The organism is Achromobacter sp. ACM05 (genome assembly GCF_019218915.1).
Classification (GTDB): Bacteria; Pseudomonadota; Gammaproteobacteria; order Burkholderiales; family Burkholderiaceae_B; genus Achromobacter; species Achromobacter animicus.
This window is the reverse complement of the sequence record NZ_JAHUWQ010000002.1, coordinates 900,858-916,601: the sequence shown is the minus strand read 5'-3', so window position 1 is coordinate 916,601 and position 15,744 is coordinate 900,858. Positions and strand designations below refer to the sequence as shown.

10 protein-coding genes are annotated in these 15,744 nt (G+C 67.2%); 4 read left to right on the top strand and 6 right to left on the bottom strand.

What is annotated here, in order from left to right; genetic code table 11:
• Window positions 1-13: 13 nt before the first annotated feature.
• From KW836_RS15115 to KW836_RS15090, 6 genes are all read right to left on the bottom strand, one after another.
• Window positions 14-1,120, bottom strand: a complete 1,107-nt coding sequence (locus tag KW836_RS15115) for a DUF748 domain-containing protein (protein ID WP_218343789.1) — start codon at window positions 1,118-1,120, stop codon at window positions 14-16.
• A gap of 176 nt (window positions 1,121-1,296) precedes the next feature.
• Window positions 1,297-1,998: a PIG-L family deacetylase gene (locus tag KW836_RS15110; protein WP_218343788.1), complete on the bottom strand. Its 702-nt coding sequence runs from the start codon at window positions 1,996-1,998 to the stop codon at window positions 1,297-1,299.
• 19 nt (window positions 1,999-2,017) lie between these two features.
• Window positions 2,018-2,446 carry a PRC-barrel domain-containing protein gene (locus KW836_RS15105; RefSeq protein WP_175136531.1) on the bottom strand — a complete coding sequence of 143 codons (429 nt, stop codon included), beginning with the start codon at window positions 2,444-2,446 and terminating at the stop codon, window positions 2,018-2,020.
• Window positions 2,447-2,660: 214 nt separating this feature from the next.
• Window positions 2,661-3,002, bottom strand: coding sequence for a YqjD family protein (locus KW836_RS15100; protein WP_175121575.1), 342 nt, complete (start codon window positions 3,000-3,002; stop codon window positions 2,661-2,663).
• Window positions 3,003-3,090: 88 nt separating this feature from the next.
• Window positions 3,091-3,291, bottom strand: a complete 201-nt coding sequence (locus KW836_RS15095; protein ID WP_175121576.1) for a hypothetical protein — start codon at window positions 3,289-3,291, stop codon at window positions 3,091-3,093.
• Window positions 3,292-3,331: 40 nt separating this feature from the next.
• Window positions 3,332-5,104 (bottom strand): thiamine pyrophosphate-requiring protein, encoded by a 1,773-nt coding sequence (locus KW836_RS15090; protein ID WP_218343787.1) that lies wholly within the window; start codon window positions 5,102-5,104, stop codon window positions 3,332-3,334.
• 286 nt (window positions 5,105-5,390) lie between these two features.
• Here KW836_RS15090 and glgA point away from each other — a divergent pair, with 286 nt between their 5' ends.
• Genes glgA through glgB form a run of 4 tightly spaced genes read left to right on the top strand, consistent with a single transcriptional unit; the run spans window position 5,391 to window position 15,744 of the window.
• Window positions 5,391-6,959, top strand: coding sequence for a glycogen synthase GlgA (glgA, locus tag KW836_RS15085; protein ID WP_218343786.1), 1,569 nt, complete (start codon window positions 5,391-5,393; stop codon window positions 6,957-6,959).
• Between the two features lie 12 nt (window positions 6,960-6,971).
• Window positions 6,972-10,169, top strand: a complete 3,198-nt coding sequence (locus KW836_RS15080; protein WP_218343785.1) for an alpha-1,4-glucan--maltose-1-phosphate maltosyltransferase — start codon at window positions 6,972-6,974, stop codon at window positions 10,167-10,169.
• A gap of 17 nt (window positions 10,170-10,186) precedes the next feature.
• Entirely contained in the window at window positions 10,187-13,543 is a 3,357-nt protein-coding gene (treS, locus tag KW836_RS15075) for a maltose alpha-D-glucosyltransferase (protein WP_218343783.1), read from the top strand.
• Window positions 13,540-15,744 carry a 1,4-alpha-glucan branching protein GlgB gene (gene glgB, locus KW836_RS15070; protein WP_218343781.1) on the top strand — a complete coding sequence of 735 codons (2,205 nt, stop codon included), beginning with the start codon at window positions 13,540-13,542 and terminating at the stop codon, window positions 15,742-15,744. Before treS ends, glgB begins: the two co-directional genes overlap by 4 nt.

Sequence of the window (15,744 nt, the reverse complement as noted above, 5' to 3'; positions counted from 1 at the left end):
GGGCGACGGCAGATCAGGGCTTCGGGCTCAACATGTCCGACAGCGCGTCGCCCAGTTCCTTGACGGCGCCCGCCACGCCTTCCGCCGCGCCTTCTGCCCCTACCCCGATGGCGTGCCCGAACCCGCGCGCCACCTGCGCGGAAAAGCCGCGCGTGACCGAGAACTTGGGGTTGTCCAGGCTGCCAGCCAGTGCGAATTCAAACCGGATGACTCCGCTCTTGTCCTTCATGGCCGCCAGCACCGCCTTGCGCGGCAAAGAAAACAGGCTGCCGTCGCCGCTGAACTTCAGGTTGTGCAACGCCACGGTGCCCGACGCCTTGAGTTCGCGGCGCGCGATGGCCGTCTTCATGTCCAGGTCCATGGAGCCGCCGGACAGCGAGCCCGCGCCGTTATCGGCCAGATAGGGCGCCGCATGGCGGATATCCATGTTGCGCACCGCCACCGTGATGTCGGCGTCCGCACCGCCCACCACCAGCTTGCCCTTTGCCCGCACGGTGGCCTCGCCGTTGCGGTTGTCTTCGACCTTGCCGGTGAATTCCAGGTCGCTGGCGGTGCCGTCGCCAGGGATCACGACGGGCTGAAGGTGAGCCTGCACGTCCTTGAACGGAATGCGATGCGGCGGCTTGGACACCGCGCCGTCAAGATAATCCAGGCGGCCATCGCGCAGGATGAGCTCGGCCACGCGGATGGGACCGTTGCGCCGGGTCTTGCCATCGCCGTCGCCGGCGCGCAGCGCCGCCTGCAAGGTGGGAGAAATCTGCATGTCGCCATCGGGATTGCGCACCACGGCGAAGTCGAAGCCTTCGACGATGATCCGCTTGAACACGGCCTCGCGGCGCAGGAAAGCGGTCCATTCCGGTTCAAGTTCAACGCGCCGGGCACGCGCGCCGGGCTGACCGGACGCGCCCGGCACGGCGACGTCTGTCAGCACCACCTGATGCAGGCCAACCTGCACGTTGCCGACCTGGCTGCGCGGCCCCAGAATGCTGGCGATGCGCTGCTCGACCACGCGGGTGGCGGCCAGCGCCAGTACCGCGATCACCGCGCCAATCAACAGCAAAATCGCCAGGGCGGTGCCCCAGCGTGACCGGCCTCGCGCGTCGGCTGCGTTCGAACTCATTATGGTTTCCGAAGTTGTAGGGGACGTCGGCGCGAAAGCCGCCGCATGCCTCGCACCATAGCGAGGCGCGGCGGCCGGCGCAACCTGACCATCGTCCGGGATGCGCAATCGTTCATCAATGCTCGATAAGGATGAGACGGTTTGCGGCGCAAGGATGCCTCAATCCGTTCTACGCTTCAAACCTTGTCCCGCCGCCACGACAGGCGCCAATAGCGTTCGGGACGGAAGGCCGACGCGCCTGCCAGCGACATGTCAGGCTGCGCGTCGAGCGGATCAAGCGCCAGGCTGCTGCGTGCGGCCAATGCGCGTTGTCGGGCGCGGCCGACGTCAACCTCCGGCCCGACATCCAGCGGCGAGGCCAGGATCCTGCGGCCCAGCAAATCGGCCAGGCGTTGCTGGACGGCCCCCGGCTCGGCCTCCGCGACCTCTTCGTAGGTCACCCACTCCACGCGGTGGAACAGCGCGCGCAGGGTCAGGCAAGCCTCGGACACGCGCACGTGCGCGGCACTGCACAGCCCCAGCGGCATCAGAACGACACGCGGCCGCAGGGCGGACACTGCCGCGGCCAATGCGCCCGTCAGGCGCCCCTCCTCGCCGCTTTCCAGATACTCGTCGTGCAGCAAATCCATCTGCACGCCCCGCACGCCAAGCAGCGACAAGGCGCGATCGTTGCGGGCGCGGCGGTCAAGAACGGCCTGCCGGCCGTTCTTGACACCGCAGTCGCGGTCCGCCGCGGTGTTCGCTTCGGCCACCAACGGCAAGCCGGAGTACACCGTCAGAACGGTGCTGTCCGTACGCGCGGCGAGCAGCCCCGCACAACTGACGACAGCGTCGTTGAAGCAGGAAGAAACCGCGACCAGTCTGCCTTCGCGAAGCATCCCGTCCTCGCTGTCCGGCTTACCAGTACGGGGGTTGGTTGTAGTACTGATGGATGCCGCGCGCCCAGGTCTCGTCCGCCATGCTGGGCCAATTGTCCTTGTCGAACCCTTCCGCGTTCTTGAGCACGTCCTTGTCCACATTCAGCACGAAGCACTTGCGGTCGGTATCCAACGTCAGCGCGCTCCACGGAATGGCGTACAGCTTGTCGCCGATGCCCAGGATGCCACCGCGTGACAGCACGGCATACGCAATGCGGCCGCGTGGCACGTCCACCATGATTTCCTGGATGCTGCCCAGCGTTTCGCCGGCGGGGTTGTATACGTCGTTGCCTTCCAGCGTGCTGGCCGCCATAACTTCCGGTCCGGGTCCGCTTGGATCGCTCTTCGGGCCGCCCACGATCCTGGTTTCACCTTGCGCCTGGCCGGCGCCCGTCAATGGTTGGTTCATGGTGAGTCTCCTTCGATGAATGGTCCGCGTGGCGAACGGCTCGCCACGCCGCCCCGCCATCAAGCAAGCCGTGTGCCAAAGCCGCGGAGTCTTGTCTGCGCGGGGCCGGCGCCTGGAGTAGCGGCATTTTTTACATTCGTCCCCACAAAAATGCCGGAGCCGGCCCTGCAGTGCGCAGAGCCGGCCCCGGCGGTGGCATTACGCCCGGCGGGCGTTAGCGGCGCTTGCCGTGATCCGACATCATGCAGATGCCGGCCAGCACGCCCAGCAGCACCGCGCCTGCGATGCTCTTCCAGGCGTTTTCATGCACGTAGTCGTCCGTCGCGTGCGATACCTCGCGTGCCCGCGACCACGCGGCGCGTTCCCAGCCGCGTGCCTGATCGCGCGCGGCGTCCAGCCGCTGCTTGAGCTTGTCGCGCGCCGATTCGATTTCGGATCCGCTGTAGCTGGCAGTGCTGCGCAGCAGATCCTCGGTGCCCGAAATCAGGTCACGCATCGTTTGCGAAGACGTGTCCGACGAGTGAAACATATCGCGCAGCCTATCTCGCTTGTTCATGAGTTCTCCTTGAAAAACTGCGGGTCGCTCCCCCCGCGGCACGGCGCACGCGGAGCGCGGCCCGCAGGCCGCATGCCTTGCAGGACCGTCACAGATGGTCGATGCCCGGCGTCTGCTGCGGGTCCAGACCCGGCATGGGATTCGGAATGCTGTCGGGAGGCCAGTTGCCTTTCTCGTCCTTGCCCGTTTCCGGGACATCCGGCTTGGGTTGTTCGGCGGGCGAATGGTCGGGCGTTTGCTGACCGCCCTGCCCGGGCTGTTGGGAACTCGTCCCTCCGGTATTTGCCATGATGTGCCTCCTGAAATGAAAAGATCGTCGGGCCGGCGTGTCAGCCCGCCCACCATTGCTTGATCGTGGCGCGAAGCGCGGCGCCGCCCGAGGCGGCATCTTCCCTGCGCAACGCCTTGAAGTACGCGCCGATCTGTTTGGCCGGAATGTGCGGGGGCAACGGCGGCATCTCGGGGTCGGTCACCATCTCCAGCACCACCGGACGTCCTGCCGCCAGGGCGCGGTCCCACGCCGGGCCCACGTCGTCGGGGCTGTCGACCCGGATGCCTTCCAGGCCCAGCATCCGGCCATACTCCGCGTACGAAAACTTGGGCAGCCACTGCGAATCCGGAAAACGCGGATCGCCGCCCATCACCCGCTGCTCCCACGTCACCAGGTTCAGGTCACCGTTATTCAGCACCATGACGACCAGCGTGGGGTTGCTCCAGTCCTTCCAGCGATGGGCGATAGTGATCAGTTCGTTGATGCCCAGCATCTGCATGGCGCCGTCGCCCACCAGCGCGATGACCGGCCTGTCGGGATAGGCCACCTTCGCCGCGATGGCGTACGGCACGCCGCACCCCATCGTGGCCAGCCCGCCCGACACCGATCCCATCATGCCCGCCTGAATGTCGATATTGCGGGCGTACCAGTTGGCGGCCGAGCCCGAATCGCACGTCAGGATGGTCTGCGGCGGCAGCCGCTTGGACAGCTCCAGGAACGGCCGCTGGGGATTGATCGGCTCGGCGTCGACCATGGCGCGGGCATGCACCGTCTCGCGCCAGGCGGACACCTGCTTTTCGATGCGGTCACGCCAGCGGCGCGCTTTCTTGGGTTCCAACAGCGGAATCAACGCCTCCAGCGTCAGCCGGCTATCACCCACCAGGCCGATTTCGACGGGATAGCGCAGACTGAGCTTGCGCCCGTCGAGGTCGATCTGCACCGCGCGCGCCTGACCTTCCTGGGGCAGGAATTCCGCATACGGAAACGACGTCCCCACCATCAGTAGCGTGTCGCACCCGTTCATCATGTCCCAGCTGGGCTGCGTGCCCAGCAGGCCGATGGCGCCCGTCACGTAAGGCAGGCTGTCCGGCAGCACGGCCTTGCCGAGCAGCGCCTTGGCCACGCCCGCGCCCAGCAGTTCGGCGACCTGGCTGACCTGTTCGCCCGCCTGCAGCGCGCCGGCCCCGACCAGGATCGCCACCTTTTCGCCGCGATTCAGGATGTCGGCCGCGTTGCGCAGCGCGGCCGGCCCCGGCACGGCGGCGTGGGATGTGATGCCGATGCCGGTGTGCACCGTGCCGTGCTCGCGCGGCGGCACCGGCACGGCCGGCAGATCCTGCACGTCGTTCGGAAAGATGACGCAGGTGACGCTGCGGCGCTCCAGGGCGATGCGCATGGCGCGATCCACCATGTGACGCGCCTGCTCGGCGGTCGTCGCCATCTGCACGTAGTCGTGCGCGACATCCTTGAACAGGCTGATCAGGTCGACCTCCTGCTGGTAGTCGCCGCCCAGTGCGCTGCGCGCCTGCTGCCCGACCAGCGCGACTACCGGCTGGTGATCCAGCTTGGCGTCGTATAGACCATTGAGCAGGTGGATGGCGCCCGGACCCGACGTCGCCAGGCACACCCCCACCTGACCGGTGAACTTTGCGTGCGCGCAGGCCATGAATGCCGCGCTTTCCTCGTGACGGGCCTGGATGAATTCCAGCGGCTCCTCGGTGCGGCCGAAGGCGCCGATGAGCCCGTTGATGCCATCGCCGGGGTAACCGTACACCTTGCGCACGCCCCACTGCGACAGCCGCTTCAACACGAAGTCCGACACTGTTTCCATACATTTCTCCCGGCGGTCGTCGTTGAAAGCGACTGCATTCAGCAACCGCCGTTCCTGGCCCCGATGGGAATTTGGGAGGTCGTGCGCAGATAAAAATTACAAAGCGCTCGGGCGATAAGCGTTGCGCGCGTCGCCTGTCCATCATTTGGATGACAGGTATTTCTGCTGCATTGCGCAATTTTTAGTACGGGCCACGGTTTGGGCACAGCGCTTGCGTAAGGAGAGGCCTCGGCGTAATCGCGATCGAGTCGCAACTGTCTCGACCGGCCTATCAACTGGAGCAAGCATGGCAAAGACGAGAATCCTGATCGTGGCGGGAGAAGCTTTCCCTCTGGCCAAAACAGGCGGCCTGGGGGATGCGATAACGGGGATGGCGCGCGCGTTGATCGAGGCGCGAATGCCCCTGAGCGTGATCTTGCCCGGGTATCGGGGCGTAAAAGCCAAGCTGAACCGCGTCCGCCAGGTTGCCACGCTGCAGGACCTGCCGGGCGGCCCGGCCGCGCTGCTGGAAGGCAAGTGCCCGCAGTCCGGCATCGACTACCTGATTCTGGAAAACGATGCCCTGTATGACCGCGGCGGCCTGTATGTCGACGAGCATGGCAAGGAACATCCGGACAATGGACTGCGCTACGCGGCGCTGGCGCACGCTGCCGTGCGCGTGGCGGCCGGCCTGCCGGGCGTCATGCGCCCCACACTGGTGCACGCGCACGATTGGCACGCCGGCCTGGTGCCGCTGCTGCTGCGCGCCGCAGACCTGCCGGACGTCAAAAGCGTGATGACCATTCACAACCTCGCGTTCCAGGGCTTGTTCCCGATGGCCCACGCGGACGAATTCGGGGTGCCGGAATGGGCTCGCAACGATGACGGCGCGCAGGCCTGGGGCCAGCTCAATTTCCTGAAGGCTGGCATCCGCTACGCCGACCGCGTGACGACGGTCAGCCACACGTACGCCCGCGAGATCATGACCCCCGCATTCGGGTGCGGCCTGGACGAGCTGTTGCGCAGCCGTGCGGACGACCTGTTGCCGATTCCGAACGGCATCGACGACGTGCTGTGGAATCCTGCGCGTGATCCGTACCTGCGCAGCCATCGCTATTCCGTCCGCGACCTGACCAACAAGATCCACTGCAAGGCCGCGCTGCAGCGCGAATTCGGCCTGCGCCCGGATCCGGGCGCGACGCTGATGGGTATGGGCAACCGCCTGACCGAACAGAAAATGGCGGATGTCGCGGTGCATGCGCTACCGGAAGCGCTGGACCGCCACCCCAACCTGCAGATTGCAATCCTGGGCCAGGGTGACCACCGGCTTGAAGAAGCGTTGCAGGACATCGCCCGGCGCTACCCGGGGCGCTGCAGCACCCACATCGGCTACGACGAGGGCATCGCCCATCGCCTGCACGCGGGGTCCGACATCTTGCTGCACGCCAGCCGCTTCGAGCCCTTCGGCCTGACGCCGCTCTACGCCATGCGCTATGGCACGCTGCCCATCGGGTCGCGCGTCGGCGGCATGGCCGACACCATCCAGGACCCGGGCCCGCGAGCGCCGCTGTCGGCCATGTCATCGGCCACCGGCCTGCTCTTCGAAGGCGACACGCCGCAGGCCATGAGCGCCGCCATCGAGCGCGCAATCGATCTGCGCGCCCACGGCATTCTGTGGCGGCTGATGCAGCGCAACGCGATGAACACCGACTTTGGCTGGCGCGCCGCCGTCAGTCTGTACGCCAGCCTGTACCGGTCGCTGGTGGAGCCGAACTACCGCGATGCGGCGCCCGCCCCTGCCTTGCAGCCGGCCAGCGTTTCCGCCGTCAACCGCCGCCAGCCGCGCACAGGTGGCGCCATGCCAGCCGCCATCTAAGGAGCGACACCGGTGTCCCATCCCGCCGTCCCCGCGCCGTCCCGCGCCCCGATACGTCTTTATCACGCCCGCAACGGCCTGCCGGACGGCGAAGCCGCCGTCCAGGCGCTGAGCAAACGGCTTGCCCAACGCGGCTTCAACGCCGTGCTCGTGCCGGCCCCCTGGCTGACTGGGCCGCAGCCGGGATCGCTGGCCGCGCAGGACGCCGACACGGCGATGCGGGATGGGCAGGCAACGCCGATCATCGAGTGGTACACGCAGGCCTCGGCGCAATTGTCGGCGCACGGATTGGCGCTGTTCGTGGATGTGATTCTGGACCGCAGCGCGCGCAACCCCGTGGCGGCCACCGCCGCGCCGGGCTGGTACCGCTCGCTGCACGAAGAACCCGCGCGCGATCCGCGGCTGACGCAGGAAGAGCGGGGGGTGCTGCATTTGCCCGAAGGCGCCCTGCCCCCCGGATTTCTGACCGCGTGGACGGAACGTCTGCTGGGCTGGGCCCGTAGCGGTGTGAAGGGGCTGGTTTTCCAGGCGCCCCACCGCTTGCCGGCAGAGGCTTGGCGTGAGTTGGGCGGCGCGCTGCGCGCACAGAATCCCGACGTGCGGCTGCTGGCGTGGACACCCGGTCTGTCGCCCGCGGATCTGGCGGCCTTGCGCGACGCGGCGTTCGACGCGGCGTTCTCGTCGCTGCCGTGGTGGGACTTCAAGTCTTCATGGCTGGCCGAAGAAGACGCGCGGCTGCGCGCCATCGGCGAGGTCATCGCGGCGCCGCCGCAGTCCGGTGCGCTGCGCCCAACGGAGGACGGCAGACGCGCCATCTGGAGCGCGGCCGTCACCGGCGATGGCTTGATGCTGACGGACGAGGACGAACGGCGGCTGCCGGATGTGGAAACGGTGAACGCCTGGTTTGCCGGACCGCGGCTGAAGGGGCCACTGCGCATGCTGGGCGGCCGCGATGGCAGTTGCACGGCGCTGCTGCGCGACGCGGGCGACGGCGCCACGCTGGCGCTGGCGATCAACCCCTCGGCCACCCAGGATGCGGCGATGGACTGGGACGCGCTGGCGCCTATGCTGCCGCCGGCAGATCTTGTGCCGTTCACGCCACCCACCGGTCTGCAGAATCAGGCCAACGATCTGGCGGGCGGCGAGTGCGCGATGCTGATGTTCCAGCCGACGCAGCCGGTGCGCGACGCCGTGCGCCATCACCGCACCCGGGCCGATGATCTGGCCAACCAGCGCGTCGCGCTGGAGAACATCAGTCCGGCCGTCGATGGCGGGGCCTATCCCGTCAAGACCATTCCGCACGCGCGTATCGTCGTGCAAGCCGACATCTTCATGGACGGCCACGATCAGCTGGCCGCTGAAGTGCGCTGGCGCGCCAAGGACGAGGCCCGTTGGCACATCGTGCCCATGACGCGCGGCCTAAACGACCGCTGGGAGGCCGCCTTCCGGCCGCGCCGCATCGGCGCGCATGAATTCGTCGTCGCCGCCTGGTTTGACGCGTGGCACACATTTACGCATGACATCGAGGTCAAGCACCAGGCCGGCCGCGACCTGAGCCTGGAAGTGCACGAGGGCCTGGCGCTGCTGCGGGATGCCCTGGCGCGGGCGCAGGCGGGCTCACCCGCCGGCGCTGACGCAGAGCCGGTGCGCGAGGCGCTGGCCGCCTTTGCGGACGCCGACCTGGCCAACCCCGTTCCGCCGACTGCCGAGCAAGTCGCCGTGCTGCTCGATCCCGCGCTGGCGCGGGCGATGCACGAACTGGACGACCATCCCTTTGAAGCCGTCACCGCCATTGCCTACCCGGTCTGGGTGGACCGCGTCCAGGCATGCCATTCAAGCTGGTACGAGCTGTTTCCGCGATCGCAAGCCGCCGAACCCGGGCGCCACGGCACCTTCGACGACGTGATCGCGCGGCTGCCCGACGTGCGCGAGATGGGCTTCGACGTGCTGTACATGCCGCCCATCCATCCGATCGGCCAGCGCAACCGCAAGGGGCGCAACAACAGCCTGCGCGCCGAGCCCGGCGACGTGGGCAGTCCTTACGCCATCGGCGCGCAAAGTGGCGGGCACGACGCGATCGAGCCCGCGCTGGGCACGCTGACGGATTTCCTGAACCTGGTGGATGCCGCCGCGCAGCACGGCATGGAGATCGCGCTGGACTTTGCCATCCAGTGCTCGCCCGACCACCCGTGGCTGGCCCAGCATCCGGACTGGTTCTCGTGGCGGCCCGACGGCTCGCTGCGCTACGCCGAGAATCCGCCCAAAAAGTACGAGGACATCGTCAATGTGTCCTTCTATGGCGGGCAGAATCGCCGCGGACGCAAGCTGGGCCTGTGGCGGGCACTGCGCGACGTGGTGCTGTTCTGGGTGAACCATGGCGTTCGCATCTTCCGCGTCGACAATCCCCACACCAAGCCGCTTCCGTTCTGGCAGTGGCTGATCTGCGAGGTCCACGCCAAGCATCCGGACGTCATCTTTCTGTCCGAGGCCTTCACGCGCCCGAAGATGATGTACCGCCTGGCGAAAATCGGCTTCACGCAGTCGTACACCTACTTCACGTGGCGCAACGAGCGGGCCGAACTGGAGGCCTACCTGCAGGAGATCTCGTCGCCACCCGCGGCCGACTTCTTCCGGCCGCATTTCTTTGTGAACACGCCGGACATCAACCCGTTCTTCCTGCAGACCTCGGGACGCCCAGGCTTTTTGATCCGCTCGGCGCTGGCCGCGCTGGGGTCGGGCCTGTGGGGCGTCTACAGCGGCTTCGAGCTTTGCGAAGGCGCGGCGCTGCCGGGCAAGGAAGAGTATCTGGACTCCGAAAAATACGAACTGCGGCAACGCGACTGGCACGCGCCGGGCAATATCCGGGCCGAAATCACACGCCTGAACCAGATCCGCCGCGCCAATCCGGCGTTGCAGACGCATCGCGGCCTGACGCTGACCACCAGCACCAACAACCGGGTGCTCGCGTTCTACAAGTCCACGCCGGGCCACGGCAACGTGGTCCTGACCGTCATCAGCCTGGATCCGTTCCAGGCGCAGCAGACGCGGGTCGAGGCGCCGTTCTGGCTGTTCGGCGAGGCCGACGCCGGCCAGCTGTCCGCCGAAGATCTGCTGACTGAAACCCGCGAGACCTGGCACGAGAAGCACCGCACGCTGACGCTGACCCCCGACCAACCTTATCGCGTGTGGCGGCTTTCGCTGCACGGATGAAGCCCGCGCCCAACGCCATGATGAGTAAAGCCCAACCCATTCAGGACGATCCCCTCTGGTACAAGGACGCCGTCATCTACCAGTTGCACGTCAAATCCTTTTTTGACTCGAACGGCGACGGCGTCGGCGACCTGCCAGGCCTGATCTCCAAGCTGGACTACATCGCCAGCCTGGGGGTCAATACCATCTGGCTGTTGCCCTTCTACCCCTCGCCGCGCCGCGACGACGGGTACGACATCGCCGACTACCGCGGCGTGCATCCGGACTACGGCACCATTGCCGACGTGCGCAAGCTGATCCGGGCCGCGCACGCGCGCGGCCTGCGCATCATCACCGAGCTCGTCGTCAACCATACGTCGGATCAGCACCCGTGGTTTCAACGGGCGCGCGCGGCCAAGCCCGGTTCGGCGGCGCGCAATTTCTATGTATGGTCCGACAACGACAAGGCTTATGCCGGCACGCGCATCATCTTCTGCGACACCGAAAAGTCGAACTGGACCTGGGACCCGGTGGCCAACGCCTATTTCTGGCACCGCTTCTATTCGCATCAGCCCGACCTGAACTACGACAATCCGCAGGTGCTCAAGGAAGTGCTGTCCGTCATGCGCTATTGGCTGGACATGGGTGTGGATGGTTTGCGCCTGGACGCGGTGCCCTACCTGGTCGAGCGCGAGGGCACCAACAACGAGAACCTGCCCGAGACGCACGACGTGCTCAAGCAGATCCGCGCGGTGATCGAGGCCGAGTATCCGGGCCGCCTGCTGCTGGCCGAAGCCAACCAGTGGCCCGAAGACGCGCAGGAGTATTTCGGCGCGGGCGACGAATGCCACATGTCCTTCCACTTTCCGCTGATGCCGCGGATGTACATGGCGATCGCGCAGGAAGACCGCTTTCCGATCACCGACATCATCCGCCAGACGCCCGACATTCCGCCCACCTGCCAATGGGCCATCTTCCTGCGCAACCACGACGAGTTGACGCTGGAAATGGTGACCAGCCGCGAACGCGATTACCTGTGGAATGTCTATGCAGCCGAGCCGCGCGCCCGGATCAACCTGGGCATCCGCCGCCGCCTGGCGCCGCTGCTCGAGCGTGACCGCCGCCGCGTCGAGCTGATGAACAGCCTGCTGCTGTCGATGCCCGGCACGCCGGTGCTGTATTACGGCGACGAACTGGGCATGGGCGACAACGTGCATCTGGGCGACCGCGACGGTGTACGCACGCCGATGCAATGGTCGCCGGACCGCAATGGCGGTTTCTCTCGCGCCGATCCGGAGCGCCTGCCGCTGCCGGTGTTGATGGGACCCTTGTACGGTTACGAGGCCGTCAACGTCGAGGCGCAGCAGCGCGACCCGCATTCGTTGCTGAACTGGACGCGCCGCCTGCTGGCGCAACGCGGCCAAAGCCATGCCTTCGGGCGCGGCACGCTGCGTTTCATCTTTGCCGGCAACCGCAAGATCCTGGCCTACCTGCGGCAATGGGAAGACACCACGATCCTGTGCGTCGCCAACCTGTCGAACGCGGCGCAGCCGGTCGAGCTGCACATGCAGGAGTTCAATGGCCGGGTGCCGGTGGAGATGCTGGGGGGCACGCCCTTCCCCGCCATCGGTGAACTGCCTTACCTGCTGACGTTGCCGCCCTACGGCTTTTACTGGATGGACCTCAGCCAGGACGCCGCGCCGCCCGGATGGCATGCGACAGCACCGGAACAGATGCCCGAACTGATCACGCTGGTGCTCAAGACCCGCGGTGGCGCGGCGCTGACCGATGCGTCGCGCGCCACGCTGGAACGTGAAATCCTGCCGCAGTATCTGGCGCGCCAGCGCTGGTTTCCCGGCTCCGAACCGCCCTCTCGTGCGCGGCTGGCCTACGCCACCCCGTTCGAGTCGGCGGACGGCGAGTACTACTGGGCCGAGATCGAGCCCGAGGACGGCGCCGAGGGCATCCGTGCGCAAGCGCCCTTCGTGCTGGTCTGGGACGAAACCGCCGTCATCCAGTACGCGATTGCCCGCGTGCGCCGCGGCGCCGAGGTCGGCGTGCTGGCCGACGCCTTCCTGCAGCCGGGGTTCGTGCGCAGCACGCTCAAGGCCATGCAGGCCGGTGCGGAGCTGGACGGACGCAGCGGCGGCAAGCCGGGCGACAAGCCGGGCGTGATCCGCTTCCTGCCCGAGGCCGGCCTGAAAGACATGGACTTCGATGGCGACGTGGACATGCATTGGTTGTCGGGCGAACAGTCCAACAGCTCGGTCATCGTCGGAAACCAGGTCATCCTTAAGATCATCCGCAGCGTGCAGCCTGGCCTGTCTCCGGAATCGGAAATGACGCGCTACCTGACCCGCGCGGGCTACGGCAACATTCCGCCGCTGCTGGGCGAAGTGCAGCGCGTGGACGCTGACGGGATCGTGCATACCTTGGCGGTGGCGCACGGCTACGTGCCCAACGAAGGCGATGCCTGGAGCTGGACGCTGGACTTTCTGAAGCGCACGCTGGCCAACGCGCTGCTGGTGGGGACCTCGCCCGAGGAGTATGAGGAAACGCTGCAGGGCTACGCGGTGATGGCCGCAACCATCGGCGAGCGCCTGGGCCAGATGCACACGGTGCTGGCGGCGCCCACCGATGACGCCGGCTTCCAGTCGCGTCCGGCCAGCGAGGCCGACGCCGAGGCCCGGGCCGAACAAGTGCGCGCGCTGCTGGACCGCGCCGAAAAGAACCTGCGGACCGCGCTCGACAAGCTGGAAGAGCCGTCGCGCGCCTGCGCCGAATGGTTCTTCGAGCATCACGCGCGCCTGGCCGAGCGGGTGTCCGCCATGGCGCAGGCCGAGGCCGGGTCGCCCTGGCTGCGCATCCATGGCGACTTCCACCTGGGCCAGGTGCTGGTCGCGCAGACGGACGCGTACCTCATCGACTTCGAGGGCGAACCGATCAGCAGCCTGGAGGCGCGGCGCGCGCTGGCCTCGCCGTACAAGGACGTGGCCGGCATGCTGCGCTCGTTCGACTACGCGGCGGCATCCATTGCCCGCTCCGACCTCATCGGCGGCGCGCATCTGGACGCCAACGCGGGCGCGGACGAGGTGCCGGCGCCGACCGTTGCGCCGGCCGAACAGCGCGACGCACTCCTGTCGCGGTTCCGGCAGCAGGCGTGCGACGCCTTCCTGCAGGGTTACCGCGGCGCGCGCGGCGGCGACCTCGCCGACGGCGCGGACCGCGAGAACACGCTGCTGACGCTGGCGCAGCTTGAAAAGGCCGCCTACGAAGTCAGCTACGAAGCCGCCCACCGTCCGGACTGGATCTCGATTCCGCTGTGCGCCCTGACAGAACTGGCGCGCAGTGTCCTGCTTTCCGCCGCCATCGACGCCGAAGGAAAAACGCCATGAGCGGAGCTCAAACCTCTTCGCCCTCCGCCGATGTGGCGGAGGGTTATATCAACCCGCAGGAACTCACCGCGCTGGCCCACGGGCTGCATGACAATCCGTTCGGCGTGCTGGGCCCGCATAACGGCTGGCTGCGCGTCTTCGTGCCCGGCGCCTCAAAGGTGGCGGTCCTGGATCCGGACGGCGAACGCACGGCATTGACGGAACAGGCGCAAGGCCTCTTCATCGGCCGCGCGCCGTACGCGCAGGCGGGTGATGGGTCGTCGTACCGCCTGGCTATCCAATGGCCGGCGGCCGAGCAGATCACCGCGGACCCGTACGCCTTCGGCGCGCTGCTCGACGACACCACGCTGCAACGGCTGGCGCAAGGCGCCTGGCGCGAGGCCGGCGAGGCGCTCGGCGCGCATCTCGTCGAGGTCGACGGCGTCAGCGGCCTGCGCTGCGCGGTCTGGGCGCCCAACGCCCGACGCGTCGCCGTGGCGGGCGACTTCAACGGCTGGGACGCCCGCCGCCATGGCATGCGGCTGCGCCATGCGGCAGGCGTCTGGGAGATCTTCATTCCGGGCGTGCGGCCTGGCGAACGCTACAAGTTCGCCATCACCGACCGCAACGGCAACCAGTTCATGAAGGCCGATCCGATGGCACGGCGCAGCGAGATGGCGCCCGCCACAGCTTCGATCGTGGACGATCCCGCGCCCTACACCTGGTCCGATGAAGACTGGATGCAGGGACGCGGCGCGCGTCAGTCGCCCGATGCCCCCATCTCCATTTACGAAGTCCATGCCGGGTCCTGGGCAGGCTGCGAGTCGGGCGTCTGCGGCTGGGACCAGATGGCCGACAAGCTGCCCGGCTACGCCCGCGCCATGGGGTTCACGCATCTTGAGCTGATGCCGATCATGGAGCATCCGTTCGGCGGCTCGTGGGGCTATCAGCCCCTGGGCATGTTTGCGCCGACCGCGCGCTACGGCCCGCCCGAGGCCTTCGCGCGTTTCATCGACCGCTGCCACGCGGCAGGCATCGGCGTGATTCTGGATTGGGTGCCCGCTCACTTCCCCGACGATGCGCACGGGCTGGCCGCCTTCGACGGCACCTCGCTCTATGAATACGAGGACCCGCGCGAAGGCTATCACCCCGACTGGCACACCATGGTCTACAACCTGGGCCGCAACGAGGTGAAGGCTTTCATGATCGCCAGCGCGATGCATTGGCTGCGGCGTTTTCATATCGACGGGCTGCGGGTGGACGCCGTGGCGTCGATGCTCTACCGCGACTACAGCCGTCAGCCTGGTGAATGGATCCCCAACCGCTATGGCGGCCGCGAAAACCTGGAAGCCGTCCAGTTCCTGCAGGAGTTGAACGACACGGTGCGCGCCGAGGTCCCGGACGCGATCATGGTGGCCGAGGAATCGACCGCGTGGCCGGGCGTCACCGCGCCCGTGTCGGAAGGCGGCCTGGGGTTTCACTACAAATGGAACATGGGCTGGATGCACGACACGCTGCGCTATCTGTCGCAGGATCCCATCCATCGCCGCTACCACCACCACGACATCACGTTCGGCATGGTGTATGCCTTCAGCGAGCGCTTCATCCTGCCGCTGTCGCATGACGAAGTGGTGCACGGCAAGGGTTCGCTGCTGGGCAAGATGCCCGGCGACACGCAGACCCGGCTGGCCAATCTGCGCGCGTACTACGGCTTCATGTGGGCGCACCCCGGCAAGAAGCTGCTGTTCATGGGCGGCGAACTGGCCCAGCCCGCCGAATGGAACCACGACGCCACGCTTAACTGGAACCTGCTGGACCACGCCGGCCACCTGGGCATCCAGCGCCTGGTGGCCGACCTGAACCGGCTGTATCGCGACGTGCCGGCGCTGCACGCGCGGGATGCAGACCCGTCGGGTTTCGCGTGGACGATCCTGGACGATCAGGACAACAGCGTCGTCGCGTTCCTGCGCACCGATGGCCAGCAGCAGATGCTGGTGGTGTCGAACTTCACGCCGGTCACCCGGCACGATTACCGCATTGGCGTTCCGCGCGCCGGCCGCTGGGCCGAACGGCTGAACACCGATGCGTCCCACTACGGCGGGTCCGGCCAGGGCAACCAGGGCGGGGCTCACACCGGCGACATGGCTGCCCATGGGCAGCCGCAGGCCCTGTCGCTCACCCTGCCGCCTCTCTCGACCCTCTTCCTGATGCACGAAGGCTGA

Coding starts and splice junctions, on each gene's coding strand:
- KW836_RS15100 (WP_175121575.1), bottom strand. CDS start 3,002: ATGAACAAGCGAGATAGGCTGCGCGATATGTTTCACTCGTCGGACACG.
- KW836_RS15095 (WP_175121576.1), bottom strand. CDS start 3,291: ATGGCAAATACCGGAGGGACGAGTTCCCAACAGCCCGGGCAGGGCGGT.
- KW836_RS15110 (WP_218343788.1), bottom strand. CDS start 1,998: ATGCTTCGCGAAGGCAGACTGGTCGCGGTTTCTTCCTGCTTCAACGAC.
- KW836_RS15105 (WP_175136531.1), bottom strand. CDS start 2,446: ATGAACCAACCATTGACGGGCGCCGGCCAGGCGCAAGGTGAAACCAGG.
- KW836_RS15115 (WP_218343789.1), bottom strand. CDS start 1,120: ATGAGTTCGAACGCAGCCGACGCGCGAGGCCGGTCACGCTGGGGCACC.
- glgA (WP_218343786.1), top strand. CDS start 5,391: ATGGCAAAGACGAGAATCCTGATCGTGGCGGGAGAAGCTTTCCCTCTG.
- glgB (WP_218343781.1), top strand. CDS start 13,540: ATGAGCGGAGCTCAAACCTCTTCGCCCTCCGCCGATGTGGCGGAGGGT.
- KW836_RS15090 (WP_218343787.1), bottom strand. CDS start 5,104: ATGGAAACAGTGTCGGACTTCGTGTTGAAGCGGCTGTCGCAGTGGGGC.
- treS (WP_218343783.1), top strand. CDS start 10,187: ATGATGAGTAAAGCCCAACCCATTCAGGACGATCCCCTCTGGTACAAG.